This is a genomic window from Hymenobacter sp. M1-2 (assembly GCF_057808495.1).
Window position 1 is genome coordinate 23,649 of record NZ_JBTYZO010000018.1, and the last position, 19,895, is coordinate 43,543.

14 protein-coding genes are annotated in these 19,895 nt (G+C 60.4%); 2 read left to right on the top strand and 12 right to left on the bottom strand.

The window, feature by feature from the left end:
- Positions 1 to 70: 70 nt before the first annotated feature.
- The 3 genes from ACYSMN_RS17365 to ACYSMN_RS17375 form a co-directional block, all read right to left on the bottom strand.
- Positions 71 to 2,422, bottom strand: coding sequence for a beta/gamma crystallin-related protein (locus tag ACYSMN_RS17365; protein ID WP_488925180.1), 2,352 nt, complete (start codon positions 2,420 to 2,422; stop codon positions 71 to 73).
- A gap of 1,007 nt (positions 2,423 to 3,429) precedes the next feature.
- Positions 3,430 to 4,764 carry an alkaline phosphatase family protein gene (locus tag ACYSMN_RS17370; protein WP_488925181.1) on the bottom strand — a complete coding sequence of 445 codons (1,335 nt, stop codon included), beginning with the start codon at positions 4,762 to 4,764 and terminating at the stop codon, positions 3,430 to 3,432.
- A gap of 589 nt (positions 4,765 to 5,353) precedes the next feature.
- Complete coding sequence (locus ACYSMN_RS17375; RefSeq protein WP_488925182.1) at positions 5,354 to 8,542, bottom strand: TonB-dependent receptor; 3,189 nt, start codon at positions 8,540 to 8,542, stop codon at positions 5,354 to 5,356.
- Positions 8,543 to 8,911: 369 nt separating this feature from the next.
- On the opposite strand from ACYSMN_RS17375, the gene ACYSMN_RS17380 reads away from it, so the two are divergent.
- Together ACYSMN_RS17380 and ACYSMN_RS17385 are read left to right on the top strand one after the other, a co-directional pair.
- Positions 8,912 to 9,628 carry a VOC family protein gene (locus ACYSMN_RS17380; RefSeq protein ID WP_488925183.1) on the top strand — a complete coding sequence of 239 codons (717 nt, stop codon included), beginning with the start codon at positions 8,912 to 8,914 and terminating at the stop codon, positions 9,626 to 9,628.
- 416 nt (positions 9,629 to 10,044) lie between these two features.
- Positions 10,045 to 11,271 carry an MFS transporter gene (locus tag ACYSMN_RS17385; protein WP_488925184.1) on the top strand — a complete coding sequence of 409 codons (1,227 nt, stop codon included), beginning with the start codon at positions 10,045 to 10,047 and terminating at the stop codon, positions 11,269 to 11,271.
- A gap of 16 nt (positions 11,272 to 11,287) precedes the next feature.
- Here the strand turns inward: ACYSMN_RS17385 and ACYSMN_RS17390 are convergent, their stop codons facing one another.
- From ACYSMN_RS17390 to ACYSMN_RS17430, 9 genes are all read right to left on the bottom strand, one after another.
- Complete coding sequence (locus tag ACYSMN_RS17390) at positions 11,288 to 11,950, bottom strand: YoaK family protein (RefSeq protein ID WP_488925185.1); 663 nt, start codon at positions 11,948 to 11,950, stop codon at positions 11,288 to 11,290.
- 95 nt (positions 11,951 to 12,045) lie between these two features.
- Positions 12,046 to 13,959, bottom strand: a complete 1,914-nt coding sequence (locus ACYSMN_RS17395) for an amidohydrolase (protein WP_488925186.1) — start codon at positions 13,957 to 13,959, stop codon at positions 12,046 to 12,048.
- Positions 13,960 to 14,070: 111 nt separating this feature from the next.
- Complete coding sequence (locus ACYSMN_RS17400) at positions 14,071 to 14,703, bottom strand: hydrolase (protein ID WP_488925187.1); 633 nt, start codon at positions 14,701 to 14,703, stop codon at positions 14,071 to 14,073.
- 291 nt (positions 14,704 to 14,994) lie between these two features.
- Positions 14,995 to 15,582, bottom strand: a complete 588-nt coding sequence (locus tag ACYSMN_RS17405; protein ID WP_488925188.1) for a TMEM175 family protein — start codon at positions 15,580 to 15,582, stop codon at positions 14,995 to 14,997.
- Positions 15,583 to 15,693: 111 nt separating this feature from the next.
- Positions 15,694 to 16,359, bottom strand: coding sequence for an alpha/beta hydrolase (locus ACYSMN_RS17410; RefSeq protein ID WP_488925189.1), 666 nt, complete (start codon positions 16,357 to 16,359; stop codon positions 15,694 to 15,696).
- Positions 16,356 to 17,291, bottom strand: a complete 936-nt coding sequence (locus ACYSMN_RS17415) for a ring-cleaving dioxygenase (protein ID WP_488925190.1) — start codon at positions 17,289 to 17,291, stop codon at positions 16,356 to 16,358. Before ACYSMN_RS17415 ends, ACYSMN_RS17410 begins: the two co-directional genes overlap by 4 nt.
- A gap of 161 nt (positions 17,292 to 17,452) precedes the next feature.
- Positions 17,453 to 18,295, bottom strand: a complete 843-nt coding sequence (locus tag ACYSMN_RS17420) for a helix-turn-helix domain-containing protein (RefSeq protein WP_488925191.1) — start codon at positions 18,293 to 18,295, stop codon at positions 17,453 to 17,455.
- A gap of 117 nt (positions 18,296 to 18,412) precedes the next feature.
- The gene (locus tag ACYSMN_RS17425; RefSeq protein ID WP_488925192.1) at positions 18,413 to 19,054 is read right to left on the bottom strand and encodes an NADPH-dependent F420 reductase; all 642 of its coding nucleotides are present in this window, start codon (positions 19,052 to 19,054) and stop codon (positions 18,413 to 18,415) included.
- A gap of 59 nt (positions 19,055 to 19,113) precedes the next feature.
- Positions 19,114 to 19,674: a Dps family protein gene (locus ACYSMN_RS17430; protein WP_488925193.1), complete on the bottom strand. Its 561-nt coding sequence runs from the start codon at positions 19,672 to 19,674 to the stop codon at positions 19,114 to 19,116.
- Positions 19,675 to 19,895: the final 221 nt, after the last annotated feature.

Consider the following 19,895-nt stretch of genomic DNA (forward strand, 5'->3'; position numbering starts at 1 on the left):
GAGCTTCGCGCTACACCCCGTACGGCAACCGTAAACTCGCTCTAAGTTTCTGTAAGCCGCTCGCCGGAGCCTACTGCTTGCTGAAGCGGGAAACGAGCTGCTGCCGGTCTTTGGTGAGCAGGATCACGGTGTAGAGGCCCGACTTGAGCGTCGTCACGTCCAGGGTAGAGCCCTCGCAGGTGCCGCGCCACACTTCCTTGCCTTCCAGGCTCAGAATGCGCAGTTCTCCGCCCTGCAACTCAGCCCCCGAGGCCAGCATGAGGCGGTCGGCGGTGGGGTTGGGGTACAGCTCCAGGGCCCCAGCAGGCGCTAGGCTGCTTTGTACCGTCCCGCTCGTTGAGCCACCGCCGGCGCTGGCCGTGGTGCTGCCCGCGTTCTGCACCCGGATCGAAGAAGTCCGGTCGTTCCAGCTGTTATTCACCAGGCAGCTGTTTTCGCCACTGATGGTGAGCGAGGCGCCGCCGAGGTTGTCGTCTTCGTAGAGCACCACTTCGTAGCCGCTGTTGACTTTCAACGAAGAGATGTCATTGTTGAGGATGCCGAGGGCCAGCAGCTGATTGGTGCTATAGGTGCCGATGGCCGGCAGGGCCACCGCGTAGCCGCCGAAGCTGCAGTCCTTGTACACGGTGACCGTGCCCACGGTGCGCACCCGCAGGGAGGTGGTCCGGTCGTTGAAGCTGCGCGCCACCAGGCAAGGAGTTTCACCTACTATCGTGATGAATTCGCCCTGGAAGTTGTCGTTCTCGAACAACTGGACTTCGTAGCCGCTGTTGGCACGCACCGCCGAAATATCGTTGTCGAAGATGCCGCGCGCCTGGAGCTGGGCCAGGGTATAATCGCCCACTTCCAACCCGATTGCCGTGCCGCTGGATTCGCAGTCGCGGTAGAGCGTGGCCACGCCAGCCGGGGCTGGGGTGCTGGTGCCAGCTGGCACGGTGCCGGCGATGGTAAAGATGCCCAGCGAGGCGTAGTCGGAGTAGCCGTTGTTGACCGGGTCGCCGGAGCCGGTGCCGTCCACTTGCAGGTAGTAGGTGCCCGCGGCCAGGTCGGCGCTCACCACCGTATTCAGATTGCCGCCACCGGCCGCATCGTAGGAGCCCACCAGGGTGCCGCTGCTAGTGAAGAGTCGCGCCACGATGTCGAGGTTACCGTAGCGGCTCACCGTATTCACGTTCAGGCTAATGGCGCCGCCGCTGGTGCTGAAGGAGAAGTAATCCTGGTCCAAGGTCCGCTCAATAACGCCGTTGCCCGACACACTGGTGCCGCTGCGGGTCAGGGCCGTGGCGCCGGCGATGTCGTTGCCGTGGTCGTCGTTGCGGTAGCCCACGTTGTAGGTCGAGCCGCTCATGATGGCCAGGTCGTCTTGCTTCTGGTTGGCGCTGTTGTATTCGCCCTTGCTCCAATGCGTCACGGGCTTATAGTAGCCCGCCCCCATGATGGGCGCCCACTGGGTATTAGCGTTGCCGTTGTTGGTGGTGTATGCCTCACTGGGGCTCACGCGCCCGTCGTGGCTCAGGCCCAGCGTGTGGCCCACTTCGTGCGAGGCCGCTTCGCCCCCGGATTTGGGCGCCGACATGAACACCCAGCACGGCGTGTCGTCGTTGGAGCGGAACGAGGTCAGGTAGGCCACTCCGCCCGCGCCCGGCGCGATGGTGCTGGCGCTGCCCGGCGATATCACGCACCGCATGCGCATGTTTTTGGGGTAGGAGTTGAACACCGCCTCGTCGGTGGTGACGTTGATGCTGAAAGGGCGGAAGTCCTCGCTCACCAACTCCCACATGGCTTGCACGTTGGCATCGGTCATGTTGGCCGAGGGAGCTTCGTAGGCGTTGCCCTTGTTCCAGCCCGTACCGGCCGGCAGGGAGTAGCCGTCCACGTCGAGCATAACGCAGCCGCGGGCGCCGGGGAAGCTTTGCAGGGAAACGACGGCGGCGCGGTTGGCCGTAGCGCCCGCCGAGGCCAGCTCGCGGTAGTCCACGGGCTTGTTGTAATCGATGCAGACGACCTTGTTGATGTCGACTTCCTGCACCGTTACGTTGCCTTGCGCGTCGGCGGAGTAGGCGTAGGCCTGCTTGGTGCCGCGCAGCACGATATTGCCTTCTACCTGCGCCCCATTGATGCGCAGCAAAAACGACGAGCCGGCGACGCCCTGAATTTCCCCCACCACGTACTCGCCTGTGGCCGACACATCTTCTCGGTGGTTGACTTGGCCGGTAAAGGCCTGCGTGGCCGACACGCGCAAGGTCACCGTGGGCTTCTGGCGTTGCGCGCCACCGGCCTTTACTTGGGTTTCCAGTTGACGCACCAGCGCCTGGCTGTTGCCGAGCGGAAAGGCCGGGCCAGCGGCTCGGTCTTGAGCCGTGGCGTTGAGCCCGCCGAGCAGCAGGGCTGCACTCAGGCCGTAAGAATAAAGCTTGTTCATAGGTCAGAAAGAGTTTGGTTGTGGGTTGTGAGTGGAAGTATGAGCGTGTTCTACAGCAGTGGATGGGCTTCGCCCGCAGACGCTGATTGAGTCGCCTTCCCAGAAGAAATTGGTGGCAAGGGCGAGCCGTGCATTCTATGCAGTGTACAAAAACTGCGCGAGGCAAGGCCACGCTATTGCTAGTGAGGCGGTGTCAGCAGTGGAGCTGAGTGTTTTACGAGTACAGAAAGAACGTTATTAGCAAGCAATATGCTGACTACTATATGCTTATTGTCAGCTCAAAATCCGGGCTAACACAAGTATCGGCGCTTCAAATAAGGCAGTTAACTTTATAAAATCCAAACCGAGTGAACATTTTCTGGCGAACATCTACGTTGGATACGGCTTATTTTACAGGTTAAATAGTTGTATAATGCAATTATTTTTCAACATGATTCCCTGTTTTGTAACCAAATCTTGTGCTTAAGGAACAACTCTATACAACCCGGTTTGCCAACTGTATTGTGTCAAGGAGCCAGTAGCATCAGGTGCTCATACTGTGCTTCTCGTTCGGCACTCCTACTCTAAGGTTGAGGTTGGCTCATGCCACATATTTCTATTCTTATCAGGCCCCCACTGTTGGCTGCAAACATCAAGCGCGGCTAACTCGCGAAAAGCGGAAAGAATGGCCGGGCACGGGTAGCCAAAAAGGGTGAGCCCGCCGTGGCGGCGCTGTTCAGAATGCCGCTAGGTGCTGGCGCCGTATAAAAGCGTAGAGCTCCTCAGGCTGGAGCAGTAAAGCAACACCCCGCTTCGCGCTAGTGTGAAGCGGGGTGTTGCTTTACTGCTCCAGCCTGAGGAGCTGTTTAAGTTAGCTAATCAATTTCTGTCGAACGTCATGCTGAGCTTGTCGAAGCATCTCTACCACGTCGTTGCGCTGAAATCGTTCGGTAGAGACGCTTCGACAAGCTCAGCATGACGTTCTGAAGCCAACAAAAACAACTTCTAAGATGGCGCTAGCAGCGCAGTTACTGCTTCACGACTTGCGCGGGTAGGGGGCTGGCGGTGCCGTTGAAGGGCAGTCCTAGCAGCCGGGCCGTGATGGGAGCCACATCTTGCAGCGACATCTGGGGCAGCACCTGCCCGGCCGTGAAGCCGGGGCCGAAACCGATAAAGCCCGTCTGAATCTGGGCGAAATCGGGGAAGAAGCCGTGGGTGCCGCCTTTGCCGGGGCGCACGGGCTCGCCTTCCCGGCTGCTGTTCATGGCCACGCCGGATACGGGCGCCAGGGCCAACACCGCGTTCGGGTCGGCCCCGATCTGGTCTAGCTCGGAGCGGTCTACCACCCGGAAAAGCTTGCGCTGCTCAGCGGGTAGGGCCGCGAGCAAGCTCCGCACTTGGGCCACGGTTTTCTTGTCCTTTTTATTCTTCAACATCAAGAAAGCCGACGCGCCGGAGGTGTGAAACTGCGCTTTCCACTCGCCCTTAGTTGCGCCGTACAGCCCGCTTTGCGCGAGCCACACGTTGGGGGCCAGCGTGGTGTTGATGTCCACGAAGCCGTGGTCGCCGGTGATGATGACGGCCGTTTGGTCCTGGATGCCGGCTTTCGTAAGGGCTTCCACGATGTTGCCCACCACCCAGTCGGCGGTGGCCAGGGCCCGGCGCACGTGCTCGCCGTCGCGGCCATCCTCGTGCTCGGCGTGGTCTACCCCAAACACGTGCAGCGTGAGTAGCGCGGGCTTGTAGGTGGTGAGTAGGTAGGCCGCGATGCGGCTGCCGTTTTCGTCGCCGCTCACGTAGTCGCTGCTCATGTCGCGGGCCGTGAGCTTGCCGGTGGCGTTCAGCTCGATTTCCTCGAACAGGCCCTTGGGCGTGGTCAGCTCCCGCATGGGGGCCATGCGGTCCACGTTCTTGTCCAGGGCCCACACTTCCGGCACGTTGTAGTCGATGGGCGCCCCCACCGACACGGGCCACGATACGGACGCCGATTTGAGGCCGGCTTTGCGTACGGCGTCCCAGAGCGTCTCGGTGGTGATGAGGTTTTCTTCCCAGTACCAGCGCCCGGTGGCGCCATCGGGCTCGAAGGGCGAGTTGTAGTAGATGCCGTGTTGGGCCGGGGCCACACCCGTTATGAGCGTGGTGTGCGACGGATACGTGACGCTCGGAAACACGCTCCGCACGCCATCGGCCGAAGCGCCCTGCGCGGCCAAACGCTGCAAGTTAGGTGTGGGCCACTTGGCTTCCCGGTAAAAATCCGGCCGCAGTCCGTCGATGCTAATAAGCACCACGTGCTTAGCCGCCTGGCCAAGCGAGGAAAACGCAAGGCCGAAACTCAGCCCTACCGTGATATACAATGCTTTCATCTGGAAAAGGTTGGTACTGCTTAGTGCTTGGTGCTTGGTGCTTGGTGCTTAGTGCTTGGTTGGTGGTTTGTGGCGGTCTGTAGCCTGGGCTTTAGCCCGGGTTCTGGGTCAAGGGGTGCCGATTCTCCCGGGCTAAAGCCCAGGCTACATTGCCCTGGGTATGGTGCTTGGTTGGTGTTTTGCTGACTCACGTTGCGAAGTCAGTAAGCGAGCCCCGTAGGGGCGGCATATGGGTAGTCATTGTGCGTCCTTACCGTTCCAGAGCCCCATCGGGGCGGCACAAACCATCCCACGATTGGGTGTCGCCCCTACGGGGCTTGGTTTCTGTATGCAAGAGCTGGTTTCTACCGATATGTCGCCCCTCTGGGGCTTCACCCAACCTTATGGTCCTTGTTTCTACCGATATGCAGGCCCTCCGGGGCTTGTCTGCCAGCTGCAAAATGTGGGGTTGCTAAATGGACTCATAAGGCACAGCCAAGTACTAACCCCGCAACACATCAAGTGAGACGAGAACGGGTTGACAGCGCCGAAGCAACACACTGACCGGAGGACTGCACTAACAACCAAAAACCACCAACCAACAACCAAATCAAAAAGAGTATCGCGCGCCTAGCTGCAACTGGTAGGGTGTGCCGTTCTGGTTGATGACGCCTACGTTCTCGTTCACGCGGTACCGGTAGCGTCGGGTGGCCTGGTCAAAGCCGGGGGTAGGATCGGCAGTAGTTGGGGCGGCCACCACCAGTAAATTTTGGTTGCCCAGGTTGTAGTTGACACCCCAATCTCTGTTGAGCAGGTTGGCGAAGTTGAAGGCGTCCACGCTGAAAGTCAGGCCCTGATCTTTGAACGTCTTGAAGGTTTTTTGCAGGCGCACGTCGAAGGTGCCGGAGAACGGGTTGACGCCCCCGTTACGGTCGGCAATGGTGCCGATGCTGCGCCGGATATAGTCGCGGGCGCGGTTGTCGGGGTTGTCGAGCACCTTCTGGATGGACGCGGCCACGGCGGGGTCCGTTTCCGGGTTGTTGGGGTCGAAGACGAAGGCCAAGTCGTTGTCGGTGCCGGGGCCGCCCACGAAGTCGCCGTTGATGTCGGCATCCACGAGCAGCGAGTAGCGGGTGCCGCCGAGGCCGGTGAAACGGGCGCTCAGCGCGAAGCCCTTCACCGTCGGTGAAGAGCCGAAGAACACCACTTTGTGGCGGAACTGGTTGTCGGAGTAGTCCAGCTCGCTCAGGCTGCGCGGGTCCGACTTGATGGGCCGGAACGTGGACGTGTTGGCCACGTTGCCGTTGTAAGACGTGTTGTCGCGGGTGTCGTTGAGGGTGTAGCTAGCGTTGAAGAAACCGTCGCGGAAATAGCGCAGCTCGGCATCGACTATGGCCGCTGCCTGCCGCACTTTGGCTCCGTTGGTGAATTCCAGCGTCCGGCCCACCGACTGCGTTTTGCGCCCCAGCACGTTGTTGGTGATGCCGGCTCGCGTGATGGTATTGGCCGGCACGAATACGCCGCGGTTGTTTTCGTTGTCGAGCGTGAAGTAGGGCTGGTCTACCAGGTTGCGGTCCAGGTACACGTAGTTGTCGCGGGTGTAGGAGTAGAGCAGGTTCACGCCCACGCGCAGCCAGCTGTTCACGATGCGGTTCACGCTCAGGTTGGCCTTGTAGATGTTGGGCACCTGCAAATCCTCGTCGTTCAAATTAATGGTCGACACGTACGGCACGCCGGGCAGCAGGCCGGGCGCCGTGGAAGGGTCGGCGCGGTAGCTGGGGAAGTCGGGGCGGGGCACCGGGTTGGTACCCGTCGAAGGCCGCGTCACGTCGATGGAAGCCACCTTAGTGCCGCTGTTCTGAATGTTGTTGACCTGGGAGTAGTTCACGGGATTGGCCGAGAAGATACCGCCGCCCAGGCGCACAATACTCTTCCGCTCGCCGCGCACGTCCCAGGTCAGTTGCACGCGGGGCTGGATGTTGTTCCAGTCGGTCGGGTTGTTGTCGGTGCGCAGGCCCAGAGTTTCTTCCACTACGGGGTTGTAGTCGCCGGCCGTGAGGTAGCTGGTCAGGTCCCAGCGCAACCCGAAAATGGCTTCCACGTGGGGCAGGGGCTCGTACTGCACCTGGCCAAAAAGGGAGGTGTTGAGCACGTACTGCTGCACCGAGGGCACGCCTTGCAGCGGCACTTCGCGGGCGTAGCGCGTCGGGTTCAGATCATTAAACTCCTGCACGCTGTTGAACACGAAACGCCCATTTTGCTCGCTGGAAATGTAGGTATCCAGATAAGTGAGGGTGTTGTCGGTGCCGAAGGTGAAGTTGTAGTTGCCCTTGGTGAGGTAGGTGGTGTTGACGAGCTGCACCTGGTTTTCCAGGTTGTTTTCGGGCGTGAAACGCTGGCCGCCGAGCTGTACCGACGTGCTGCCCTGGCGCCCGTTGGGCAGCCGCGACCGAACCGTGACGATGGCCCGCGGAATGTTGGCCGCGGGCAGCAGCTCGTTGGGCGTGTAGTCGCGCTTCACGGTCTGGAACTGCACTTTCAGCTCATTGAGCAGGTTGGCGCTGAACTGTGTGCGCAGCGAGGCCAACGTGCTGTTCTCGCGCGACTTGAAGTTGCCGTACACCTCGTACAGGTTGATGGCCGAGTTGTCGTCGGTGCTGTAGGGGTTGTCGTAGTCGCTGTAGTTGTTGCGCAGCGTCACGCGGTTCTTCTCGTTGATCTGCCAGTCGAGGCGCGTAAAGAGCGTGTTGTTGACCGTCATGCGCTCAAACTCGCCGGTCTGCCGGGCATCGCTCAGGCCGTACTTGGTGCGGGCAATGGTGAGCACCGTATCCAGCGCGCCCCGGCTGATGCCCAGCGCGTTGGCATCGGCATCGGACTGGATGTCGGCAATGAAAAACGGGGCCGTTTGGTCTTGCCGGTCCAGCGCCACGAAGAAGTGCAGCTTGTCGCGCAGGATGGGGCCGCCGAGGCTGAAGCCGTACTGGTTGGTGGTGAAATTCTGGGTGCGGCGGTTGCCCCGGATGTCGTAGGGGCTGGCCAGGAAGTCGGCGCGGTAGTAGTCGAACACGGAGCCCGTGAACGTGTTGGTGCCCGACTTCGTGACGGCGCTGATGGTGCCGCCGCCCTGCCGGCCCTGCGTTACGTCGTAGACGTTGGTGGCCACCTCAAACTCCCGAATGGCTTCCAACGAGAGCGAGTACGGCCCGTTGCCCACCGCCCCCGACGTGAGGTTGTTGCGCGCGCTCACGCCGTCGATGAGATAGTTGGTGGAAGAGGGCAGCTGGCCGCCCACGCTGCCCCCGTTGGTGGTGGGCGCCAGCGCGGCCAGGTTGGTGAAGCTGCGGTTGAGGACCGGAATCTGCCGGATGGTTTGGTCGGTGATGGCCGTGCTGCTGCCCAGCCGGTCGATGCGGCTGCTGAGGGCGTTGCCGCGCACCACCACTTCCTGCAACCCCACCGAAGCCGGCTGCATGGTGAAATCCACGGCCAGCTGGTCGCCGAAGTTGAGCGCCAGGTCGTTTTTTACTTGGTTGGCCGAGCCGATGTAGCTGGCCCGCACAGTGTAAGGCTTGCCCAGCGGCAACTGCCGCAGGAAGTAGCGCCCGTCGGGGTTGGTGACGGTGGTGGTTTGGAAGCCGGTGGCCTCGTTGCGTACCACAATGGTGACGCCCGGCAGCGTCACGCCTTTTTCATCCACGACCCGGCCCGCAATGGATGCGTCCGTGGATTGAGCGAAGCTCTGGTAGCTGCCTAGCAGCATGCAAAGAGCCAGAAGGAGAGGAAAGGTTTGGCGCATAGGTGTGGGGTTTGGAACGAAGGCGCAAAGATTCCCCAAGCATGTGATGACAGGGTTATGGGTATAAGGTGTTGATGTTATGATTTTTAGCAAGCTCAACGCTGTCTATGCGAAACGGCCGTTGGAGTGCTGGCACTCTGCTCGCATTCGGTTAAGTAGGCGGGCTTCTCACGCCGACCTCACATCTAGCACCCATTAGGTTGTGCCACTACTTCACTATGCAGAGTGTCGGACGCCATTCCACCGTTCAGCCTTGAATAATGGTATTCGTCGTAGCTTCGACAACTTCTATCAACCTCATAATCAAACTCCTTCCAGGTTGAAGCGACCCGTCCTTATCGAGCGTCGCGGCGCTTGAGGGCGAAATCTATGAACCGACGACTTTTTGTAGGCTCTATTGCCGCCGCTTGTACGACGTTGATTGCGGGGCGAGGCCGCAGCCACTCGTTTGCGCCTTCGGTGCTCGCGCGGGTAGATCATCTCATTTACGCGACGCCCGATCTTGAGCAGAGCATGCGGTACATCGAAGACTTAACCGGGGTTGCGGCTACTTACGGCGGGAGCCAGTTGGGTCGAGGCACGCGCAACGCGCTACTGCGACTGGGACCGACATCTTACTTGGAAATTCGGGCTCCCGACCCTGCTCAACCCGATGTGAGACCGCGAGGTCCGTTCTTTGACCGAATGGCGGAGTTCCCACGATTATTCCGGTGGGCTGTAAAATCCAACGACCTGGACGAGGAAATCGGTCGTGGTGCTGCGGCAGACCTGCGGTTAGGCCGCGTTCAAAACGGAGAGAGGCGCCGGCCAGACGGCGCAACGTTGACGTGGCGGATGACGGACCCAGGAGTGCTGCTCGGCGACGGCCTCGTGCCGTTCTTTATTGACTGGGGAGAATCACTTCACCCCGCCAATGACGCCCCATCGGGAGCGTATCTGGTCGGACTACGCGCAGAGCACAACCACGCGCCGGCCGTTCGATCTGTGCTATCCAAGTTGAACGTACCCTTACGCGTGGCCCGCGGAGACGCGCCCAGGCTGATTGCGACAATCACCTCGCCGCGCGGAACAATCGAGCTGAGCTGAACCGCAGCAATTTGAGTCAATGAGGTACACTGCTACGACGTCCATTGTTGGCCACCACTCTCTCCCGCTTACGCTCTACCCGCTTGGCGCGTCACTAGCTTTCCAGACGCACAGCTGATGTGTGATAGAAATAAGGTCGATTCACTCTTTTGCCCATCATGTTGAGTGACATGGAAACCTGTCCCGCTTCGTCAGTCCAACATCGTTCAGTAGATATTCTTCCACAGGTTGGCGCTTTACTGACCACACGGCCCAACTCGAACAGCTTCCTAGATTGTATGGATTATATGGATCAATACAACTGGCATGTAAGACCCCGACACATTCTTAGCCTGCGTAGTCGCGCCCGCGGGGTTAACTTTGCTTCTTCACACGGAAATAATATTCCGGGGGTGGTACTTATTTGTTAGGGGTACATGAAAAACGAAAAAACGCTCCTGGCCCTGCTAGCAGCCGTACAGTTCACCAACATCCTGGACTTTGTTATTATGATGCCGCTGGGGCCGCAGCTGATGCGGACCTTGGCAATCGGCCCGCAGCAGTTTGGGCTGGTGGTGTCGGCGTACACGTTCAGCGCGGGTATCTCGGGCTTGGCCGCTGCCTTCTTCATCGACCGATACAACCGTAAAACCGCGCTGCTGGCCCTCTACCTAGGCTTTGGGCTGGGCACGTTGGCTTGCGCGGCCGCGCCCACCCACCACTGGCTGATTGCGGCGCGGGCCCTGACCGGCATGTTCGGTGGGGTGCTCGGCTCGCTGGTAATGGCCATCATCGGCGATGCCGTGCCGGAAGAGCGCCGCGGCCGGGCCATTGGCATTGTGATGGGCGCGTTTTCGGTGGCCTCGGTGCTGGGCGTGCCGTTTGGGTTGTATCTGGCCACGCGCTATTCCTGGCACGCGCCTTTCATCCTGCTCGGTTTGCTGAGCCTGGGCGTTTGGGCCCTAATTTACTTCGTGCTGCCTAACATGCGCGGCCACATCGACCGGGCTACCTCGTTGCGGGAGCGAGCCGAGGCCGTGATAGGCTTGTTCGGCAATCCGTCGGTGCGGGCCGCATTGCTGCTCATCACCTTGCTCATGCTGGGCCAGTTTACGGTGGTTTCGTTTTTGAGCCCCTACCTGGTGGGCAATGTGGGCTTCACCGAACACCAACTCAGCTACATCTACCTGGTTGGTGGCATAGCTACCATCTTCTCTTCGCCCTTGGCCGGCCGCCTCGCCGACCGTTACGGCAAGGTGCGGGTGTTCACGGTGGGCTCGTTGGCCTCGGTGCCCATGCTGTTGCTCATCACGCATCTGGGGCCGATGCCGCTGGGGCTGGCTCTCACGGCCACGGCCGGCCTGTTCATCATCATGAGCGGGCGCTTCATTCCGGCTACGGCCCTGGCTACGTCGGTGGTAGAGCCGCGGCGGCGGGGGAGCTTCATGAGCCTGAACACGGCGGTGCAGCAGTTTGCGGCCGGCATGGCTTCGTTTATTGCCGGCTTTATCGTCGTGAAAACCACCAGCGGCGCGCTTCTCCACTACGACTGGGTAGGCTACTTGGCCGTGACGGCCAACTTGCTAAGCTTGTGGGTGGTACGTCGTATCAAAACAGCCGAAAAGACAGCCGTACCTGCAGAACAGGCAGTGGCTGTACACTAAGCCACTCGTTTTCTCCTCAGCGGGCCGGATTTCTTATCACAAAGGCCAATAGCAGCAGCCCCGGCAGCAGCACGGGCCACAATCCGAACTGCCGGGCTGCTATGCCGCCGGCCAGGCAGCCAACCAGAAAACCCACGATAATCCAGAGCTGCTTTTTCACCACGTCGGCTTTGCTGGTTGCGCCGGCCGGGGCCGTTAGCATTTCCGCCACGTCTAGGGTGGTTTGGGTGACGTTGCCGGTCATGACGGTGGTGGGGCCGTAGGTTTCTTTGGTGAACAGACGGCCGAACGTGTTCTGCAAACCCATGGCAAACACAACCAGCATGGCGGCCAGCTGGCTTAACCAGGGCGCCAAGTGGTAGTGCGCCACCGCCAATGCCAGGAGCCCACTGCCCAGCAGCAAACTGCCTTCGGCCACCAACAAGGCATAGCGGTTCGGGGAGCGGCCGGCCAGCCACCGACCCACCACCACGGCCACCAAGAACACCGGAAAGCTCACTAGCCGGGTCCACGCCTCGCTGTCAGCGTCGTGCACCACGTCGTAAGCAAACACGATGAAGTTGCCGGTGACGTGCGCCGAAAACAGCTCGTTGGCGGCAATGAACGTCACGGTGTCGCAGAAGCCGGCAACCAGCGTGAGCAGCAGACTCATGTAGAGCACCTTGTTGTCTGGTTCCATGATGGAGATTTTAAGAGGTGAGTGAGATTCGTGGCCCCCGAAAAGCTGACTTTGGTAGCCAGTCTACCCCCAGAAAAAACGGAGGATGGGTGGGGCTAAAAGGCAAAGCAGGAGCAGCCCAACGCTCCCCAGAAGGCAGTGTAATTGGTGACTGGCACGGAGCTGGTGCGCACCTTATCGTGCTGGTGGCCGTGCACGCCGCAACTGCCCAGGCAGTGATGCACCTTGCTCAAGAGGTGGTGCTGGCTGGGTGCCGCAATGCCCGTGGTCTGCTTGGCCACCTGCGAACTAGTCGCTGACCCGCTCGCTGATGCCCCAGGATGATAGCCGTTGCGAATAACCGTTGGCGACCAGTCGGGCAGAACGGGAATGGCGGGTGGGGAGAAAGAGGAGAAGTCGCCCTGGGCGTACACGATATTGCCGCCCACCACGGTCAGCTCGGCCTCAATGTGCTTGATATCTTCTTCCGCGACGCTGAAATAGTCCCGGTTTAGCACCGTCAGGTCGGCCAGTTGCCCCACCTTGATGGCACCTTTCTGGTCTTGCTCGCCGGAAAACCAGGCGCTGCCCCGAGTGTACAGCTCCAAGGCCGTTTCGCGGCTGAGGCGCGTGTGCTCCGAGTAGAGTTGCAAGCCGCCCACGGTTTTGCCCGCCGTGAGCCAGTACAAGCCCACCCACGGGTTGTAGCTACTGACGCGGGTGGCATCGGAGCCCGCACCCACAGGCACGCCGGTTTCCAGCATGCGTTTAACCGGGGGCGTGTGCTCGGCGGCCGTAGCTCCGTAGCGGTCCGCAAAGTACTCGCCCTGAAACGCCATGCGGCTCTGAATGGCAATGCCGCCCCCGAGAGCCTTCACCCGCTCGATGTTACGAGCATCGATGGTTTCGGCGTGGTCGAACAGCCAGGGCAGGCCGTTGAACGGGATGTCGCGGTTGACTTTCTCGAACACGTCGAGGAACCGGCTGATGCTTTCGTTGTAGGTGGCGTGCAACCGAAACGGCCAGCGGTTCTCGACTAGTAGGCGCACCACGCGCTCCAGCTCGGCTTCCATGTGGTCGGGCAGGTCGGGGCGGGGCTGCACGAAATCTTCGAAGTCAGCGGCCGAAAAGACCAGCATCTCGCCCGCGCCGTTGTGGCGGTACATCTCGTCGCCCTGGTGGAGCTTCACTGACTTGGTCCAGTGCTCGAAATCCTCGAATTCCTGTTTGGGGCGCTGGGTGAATAAGTTGTAGGCGATGCGCACGGTCAGCTGTTGCTTGGCGTGCAACTCACTCACCACCCGGTAGTCATCGGGATAATTCTGAAAGCCGCCGCCCGCATCAATCACGCTCGTAATGCCGAAGCGGTTCAGCTCCTTCATGAAATGGCGCGTGGAGTTTAGCTGGTGCTCGTACGACAGTTTCGGCCCTTTGGCCAGCGTGGCATACAGGATCATGGCGTTGGGGCTGGCCAGCAGCAGGCCGGTTGGCTCCCCATTACGGTCTTTCTGGATCTGGCCGCCGCGCGGCGCGGGCGTGTCGCGGGTGTAGCCCACGGCCCGTAAGGCGGCGCGGTTGAGCAAGGCCCGGTCGTAGAGGTGCAGGATGAAAACCGGTGTGTCGGGTGCAATAGCGTTGATTTCGTCCAGCGTGGGCAGGCGGCGCTCGGCAAACTGAAACTCGGTCCAGCCGCCCACCACCCGTACCCACTGCGGCGAAGGCGTGCGGTCTACCTGTTGCTTGAGCAGGCGCAGCGCGTCGGCCAGGGAAGGCACACCGTCCCAGCGCAGCTCCAGGTTGTAATTGAGCCCACCCCGGATTAAGTGGATGTGCGAGTCGTTGAGGCCCGGGATGACGCGCTTTTTCTGCAAGTCGATGCAGCGGGTGTCTTTCGTAGCGAGGCGCAAGACCGTGGCATCGTCGCCGACGGCCACAAACTTGCCGTTTTCGATGGCCACGGCCGTGGCAGCCGGTTGGGCCGGGTCGACGGTATGCACCCGGCCATTGAATAAAATAAGGGAGGCACTCATGATGTACCGTTGGCTAGGTATGAAAATCAAAGGCAGCCAAGCAACCCAGCCGAGCAAACGGAAGCAGACGCGCGAGTTCTGTTTGCCCGGCTGGGCTGCCGGGGTGGCCGCCTAGTGCTGGAGCATACGGTGCCCGTACTGCACGCCGAGTCCGTAGGCGCCGCCGTGTTTTTTCACCAGCGCCGTTACGGCATCGTAGGTTTCGGTGCGGGCCCAGTCGCGCTGGAGTTCCAGCAGGTATTGCAACGAAGTCACGGGCCGCACGCCCGCGTGAATCATGCGCGGCATGGCCCGGTCGTGGGCTTCGGCCGTCACGTCGCCGCAAGCGTCGGCCACTACGTACACCTCGTACTCTTCAGCCAACGCCGACAAGGCAGGCCCTACAATGCAGACGCTGGTCCACAGTCCCGCGAAAACGAGTTTCTGTTTGCCCAAGCCCGTAATAGCCTGGTAGGCGGGCTCGTCTTCCCAGGTGTTCATCGTCGTCCGGTCGAGGTAGTGGGAAGTGGCCTGCGGATAGAACTCCTCAATTTCCGGAAATACGGGGCCGCTGAAAGTTTCTTCGGCTACCGTCGTCACGATGGTCGGGACGTTGAAAATCCGGGAAGCACCCGCAATCAGAGCCGTATTGCCGCGCAGCTCCGACACATTGATGCTTTTGGTAGCAAACGCCATCTGGCCTTCAAAATCAATCAGAACCAAGGCGTGGTTGGTGGGAGAGAGGAGGTGGGGTGATGGTTTCATGAGTAGTGGTTTTAAGAGTATGTAAGTATGCTCTCCGGCCAGGCCTCGTCGAATACTGAGTCCGAAGAACAATACAAAGTTCTGGCGGGCAGTGCTTTGGCTCCATAGTCAACCTACGGGAGCTGATGCACATATCACGGCATTGCTTGGCGGCCCCGCCAGTGTTGGGTGCTTCATTTCAGAGGCGCCGTAGGAAGCAGTTAGCGGATTGCTACCGGGCACTGGCGAGTTAGGCCCGAAGCAGAGCTGTACTGCCGCCAACTGGCGCGGGCAAATGCCACGAGGCCCAGGTTAGGCAGGATGCTGTTTGCCGAAAGTGCGCTCAATTCGTCGGTCGGGTATGAGCCAGAGCAAGGCCACCAATACGTAGCTGCCGCCGGCTATCCAGTGGTTGCGGAAGCTGGCCGCAATGCCGAGGCCGTAGAGTACCAGGGTGCCTTTGCCTTTCCAGTCGCGGCCAATGGCTTGGGCCAAGGCGGAGTCCGGCCCGGCGGCCGCCACAATAAGATTCTGGAGGATGGAGTAGGCCAAGCCAGCCATCAGCAGTACCACCCCGTAGAGCCCTAGCGGCGCGCTGGCAAAGTGGTTTTCACCCATCCAGCCCGTTGATACCGGCACGAGGGAAAGCCAGAACAACAGGTGCAGATTAGCCCACAGCACGCCGGCCGTAACCCGGGGGCTGCTGCTAAGCAAGTGGTGGTGATTGTTCCAGTAGATGCCGATGTAGATAAAGCTCAGCACGTAACTCAGGAAGCGCGGCAGCAACGGTTTCAGCGTGGCAAAGTCGGCTCCCTGCGGCACTTTTATTTCCAGCACCATAATGGTGAGGATGATAGCCAGCACACCGTCGCTGAAGGCTTCGAGTCGTCCTTTGGGCATGGCCATAAAAAATACCAGTAAGTGACTTCCCCGCACCCGCTTTTAAGGTCTGAGTTAGAGGCCTCAATCAAACAAGCGCGGGGAAGATTACGATGAGAGTTGTCGGTAAGATTAAGAGCTAGCACCTGCGGGCGCGGCAGCAACCGGAAAGTGGCGTCCAAGCCAGGCCGCGGCCGTATCGAGGTCCGCCTGCGCCAGATTATGACCGGCCGGCACGTCTTTCCGCGTGAGGTCGAAGCCCCGGCTGGTGAGCAACTGCGCGTACTGGTCGGAAGCGGCCGGGCGGACGGTGGGGTCGTGGGTGCCGGGCATGAACAGCACGGGTACCGGCCGGCTAACCGGGTTGTTCGGAACCTCCTTGGTGAGGGGCTGCATGGGGCGCCAGAGCACGGCCCCGGCCAGAAGTTCGGGGTAGAGCAGCAAGAGACTGCCGGCAATGTTGGCGCCGTTGGAATAGCCCACGGCTACTACCCGAGTCAGATCGAAGCCCTCTTTCACGCTGGTTTCGCGCAGGAATTGCGCCAGCTCGTGGGTACGAAACACAACGTCTTCCTCATCAAATATGCCCATGCCCAGGCGGCGGAAAAAGCGGGGCATGCCACCCTCCAGCACGTTGCCGCGCGCACTAAGCACGTTAAAGCCGGGAGCCAGCCGCTGGGCCAGCAGCAGCAGGTCCCGCTCGTCGCCGCCGGTGCCGTGCAGCAGCAGCAGCGTAGGAGCCCCCGCAGCGGCGGCCTGGTAGATGTAGGTCAGCGGACGGTAAGACAGGGCGCTCATACGATTTGGGGCAACTGAGCTTCGATTTGTGCACGGCGCGCCTCGTACTGCGGGGGCAGCAGCAAGTGCGTACCGAGTTCGGCTTGCGGCTCATCGACCATAAAGCCGGGGTTGTCGGTGGCAATTTCGAACAGCACGCCGCCCGGCTCGCGGAAGTAGAGCGAGTGGAAGTACTGCCGATCTATTTGCGGGGTGATGTTGAGGCCGCGCTGGGCCACTTTCTCCCGGAAACGCATGAGAGTCGCGTCGTCTTTCACCCGGAACGCCACGTGGTGCACCGAGCCGCCCGCCACGACGCCCCGACCTTCGCTGGGCACTTCCACCAGGTCGATAAGGGCGGCGCTTTCCACGGCATCGGTGCCGTAGCGGTAGCGGTTCACGTGCTGTTCGAGCAGCTTGTAGCCGAATACCTCGGTGAGAACTTCGGCCGTGCCTTTGACGCTGGCCAAGGTGAGCGTTACGGTGTGGAAACCACGTACGGCCACTTCCGCACCAATTTCGGGCGTGGTCCAGGGCGTGCGGGAGTCGGACGTTTTAGAAACGATAAGCTCCAGCTTCAAGCCGTCGGGGTCGAGGAAAGTGAGGTATTGCTCCCCGAATTTCTCGGCGGGCTTGTTGTAGGTCACGTTGTGTTGCTCGAAGCGCTGGACCCAGAAATCGAGGCTGCCGGCGGGCACGGAGTAGCCGATTTCCGTGGCTTGCCCGCTGCCGCGCCGGCCGGCCGTGATATGCTCCCACGGGAAAAAGGTGAGAATGGTGCCGGCCGAGCCTATCTCATCGCCGAAATAGAAATGGTAGGTGCCGGGGTCGTCGAAGTTGACGGTCTTCTTGATGAAGCGCAAGCCCAGCACTTTGCTGTAGAAGTCGAAGTTGCGCTGGGCCTTGCCCGCGATGGCCGTGATGTGGTGCAGGCCTAAGATACGGTCTTCCATAAGGGTAGGAGAAGCAGATGAAGGAGTGGTTGGCGCCCATGCGCCTGCCGTTTGGTTTACACAAATTTCCGCCTAAACCTGCCCGTTTACCATGGGCAAACTACGGGTGCTTAGGTACATTTCACGGCTAGCCTAACCGGCAGAAAAGAGGACCACCGAGGTCAGCCTTGGCGGGTTTGCTCCTTGAATTCGAGGAAGCTGACGCCATTGCAACGCTTGAACAATTTGCTGAAGTGAGCCACATCGTCGTAACCCAGGCGGTAGGCTATTTCTTTCAACGACAAGTCGCTGAAGTACGCCAGGCGCTGCGCCTCCAGCGAAATGCGCTGCAGGATGTGGCTGCGGGCCGGGAGGCCAGTTTCCTTCTTGATGGTTTCGCTCAGATGATTGGCCGTGACGTTGAGGTGGTCGGCGTACTCGCGCACCGTTTTCCACGCCGTGTAGTGTTCATCGAGCAGCGTCCGAAACCGGGTGAAGAGGCTGGGTGGCACCGGCCGGCCGGCCAGAACTTGTTGCTGGCTGAGCCGGATGCAGTGAATCAGGAAGACCTTCAGGTAAGAGCGCAGCATGGTATCGCGCAACAGGCCTTGGCCTTCAAACTCCCGGTGCATGGTACCAAGCAAGGCCACTATTTCCGGGTATTCCTCTTGCGGTACCAGCAGCGGCTGCCCCACCTCGGCCGAGTGAAACAGGTTGAAATTGAGCAGCAAGTCCTTGTCGTCGCCGGTCAGGCAGAAAAACTCGTCGGAGAAGGAAAGAGCCTGCCCCACCGCCGTAGTGGGAAGGCTAGCCAGCGAGAGTTGCCCAGGGTTAACGAAGTACAACGTCAACGGCGCCGAATCGGCTTCCGACAACGCCATCTCCGCTTCCACCAGCAAAATGGTGTAGCAATTCAGCCGGATGTGCGCCGCCGGCTTGCCGTACGTGCCCAGCACCTGGGCCAATGGCTGCATAGCAAACACTGTGTACGCCTGCTGGGCCAGGGGTTGCGGAGAGGCTATCATGTTGCCGTGGATTTAGGTTACCGATGAATTGGGCAGAAAAATAGGGCCTGCGGAATTTAAACGGAAACGGTACCAGCTGCCGCGGCGGAAGGCGGATTCTAGAATTCGCAGCTTGGGTTAGCTACCGGCGGCTTGCAACTGCTGAACGGCGGCTTGGGCTGCGGCACCGGTAAAAGTGCGGTTGTAGAGCGGCGTTCCGGGCTGCTGCCGCCGGCCGCCCTCGCGCAACCCACCCGTATCAACCGCCGCGAACCCGATCTGCTCAATCAGCTTGACCACTAAGGCTTTGGCGGGAGCGTCGTCGCTGGCCACGAAAATGGCGTGCCGGTCGGCTACGGGCTTGTAGGGAGCCCCGTGCTCGGCCAAATGCTTCACCCAAATGGTGTTGAAGGCCTTGACTAACCGCGCCCCTGGCAGGTGCTTGGCCGTTTCTTCGCTGGAGCTGGAGACTCCCAGGTCCATAATGGTTCCGTTGGCGGCGTAAGGATTCATCGCGTCGATGACGATTTTGCCGGTTACTGCTAAGGGCGAAGGCAAGGCTTTGGGCGTGCGCCAGGGCACCGCCAGCAACACAACGTCGCCGAAACGGGCAGCTTCGTCCACGGTCAGGGCCTGGGCCCGCGGCCCGAGTTCTTGTACTAGTTGGGCCAGTGAAGCTGGGCCGCGGGAGTTGCTTAGCGCCACCTCGTGCCCCGCCTGCACGAACAGCCGAGCCGCCGTAGCTCCAATGTTGCCGGCCCCGATAATACCGATTTTCATAAGCGTGTTGCTAAACGTTGCGCATGGAATTTGAGCAGTAAGTCGGCTTTCTCAGCCTCTTAGTGGCCATTGGAAGTTGGCGCGGAAGCTGTTCCATCGAGGCTTTGGGTTAGCAGCTGGCTGGTTGCGGAGGAGCCGGAATTCTTGCCGCCCGGCAGGTGCGCACGCAGCATCCAGGCCATTTTCTCGTGTTGGCCAAGCAAGCCCGTGAGTGCGTCGCTGGTGGCCGCGTCGCCGGCAGTGGCGGTGCTTGCTACGTCGTGGCGCAGTTGCCGGATGATGGTTTCGTGGTCGGTGAGTAGGGCTTGCAGGGCGGGAGCGGGGTGGTTGTCGTCGGCCTTGGTTTCCAGCAAGCGGGTCAGACTCAGAAAGTCGTGCAGGGAACCCGCGGCGTAGTGGCCTAGGGCGCGAGTCCGTTCGGCCACTAGGTCGATGATGTCTTCCAACTGCTCGGCCTGGTCGTCGAGAAACTCGTGCAGAGTGTGGAAGTTGGGGCCTTCCACGTTCCAGTGGGCGGCTTTGGTTTTGGTGTAGAGCACGTACTCATCAGCCAGCAGAGTGTTCAGCGCCAGGCCAATGGGTTGAAGATGGGACTCGGGAATGCCAAGGTGAGCGTGCATGGGACAGGGGATTAAGGGTTCACCTCATCACCCCAAGCCTTGTACCAAGCCCCCGTCTTTAGTGGAATATCTTAATAACGAGGCACAAACAGAGTTTGCGCGCGACATTTCCGACTTTAGTAAGAACTAATAAATCCTATATATCGGATAGCTACAACCTTTCCTCTGAATTAGTGGAGGTGAACCAGGCTCCGGGTTGCTGCCCAAGCAGGATAGGAAGC

What these genes read in the sequence shown, in the direction of transcription:
- ACYSMN_RS17405 (WP_488925188.1), bottom strand. Translation starts at nt 15,582, where the DNA reads ATGCCCAAAGGACGACTCGAAGCCTTCAGCGACGGTGTGCTGGCTATC.
- ACYSMN_RS17375 (WP_488925182.1), bottom strand. Translation starts at nt 8,542, where the DNA reads ATGCGCCAAACCTTTCCTCTCCTTCTGGCTCTTTGCATGCTGCTAGGC.
- ACYSMN_RS17390 (WP_488925185.1), bottom strand. Translation starts at nt 11,950, where the DNA reads ATGGAACCAGACAACAAGGTGCTCTACATGAGTCTGCTGCTCACGCTG.
- ACYSMN_RS17415 (WP_488925190.1), bottom strand. Translation starts at nt 17,291, where the DNA reads ATGGAAGACCGTATCTTAGGCCTGCACCACATCACGGCCATCGCGGGC.
- ACYSMN_RS17400 (WP_488925187.1), bottom strand. Translation starts at nt 14,703, where the DNA reads ATGAAACCATCACCCCACCTCCTCTCTCCCACCAACCACGCCTTGGTT.
- ACYSMN_RS17420 (WP_488925191.1), bottom strand. Translation starts at nt 18,295, where the DNA reads ATGATAGCCTCTCCGCAACCCCTGGCCCAGCAGGCGTACACAGTGTTT.
- ACYSMN_RS17365 (WP_488925180.1), bottom strand. Translation starts at nt 2,422, where the DNA reads ATGAACAAGCTTTATTCTTACGGCCTGAGTGCAGCCCTGCTGCTCGGC.
- ACYSMN_RS17380 (WP_488925183.1), top strand. Translation starts at nt 8,912, where the DNA reads ATGAACCGACGACTTTTTGTAGGCTCTATTGCCGCCGCTTGTACGACG.
- ACYSMN_RS17385 (WP_488925184.1), top strand. Translation starts at nt 10,045, where the DNA reads ATGAAAAACGAAAAAACGCTCCTGGCCCTGCTAGCAGCCGTACAGTTC.
- ACYSMN_RS17430 (WP_488925193.1), bottom strand. Translation starts at nt 19,674, where the DNA reads ATGCACGCTCACCTTGGCATTCCCGAGTCCCATCTTCAACCCATTGGC.
- ACYSMN_RS17410 (WP_488925189.1), bottom strand. Translation starts at nt 16,359, where the DNA reads ATGAGCGCCCTGTCTTACCGTCCGCTGACCTACATCTACCAGGCCGCC.
- ACYSMN_RS17370 (WP_488925181.1), bottom strand. Translation starts at nt 4,764, where the DNA reads ATGAAAGCATTGTATATCACGGTAGGGCTGAGTTTCGGCCTTGCGTTT.
- ACYSMN_RS17425 (WP_488925192.1), bottom strand. Translation starts at nt 19,054, where the DNA reads ATGAAAATCGGTATTATCGGGGCCGGCAACATTGGAGCTACGGCGGCT.
- ACYSMN_RS17395 (WP_488925186.1), bottom strand. Translation starts at nt 13,959, where the DNA reads ATGAGTGCCTCCCTTATTTTATTCAATGGCCGGGTGCATACCGTCGAC.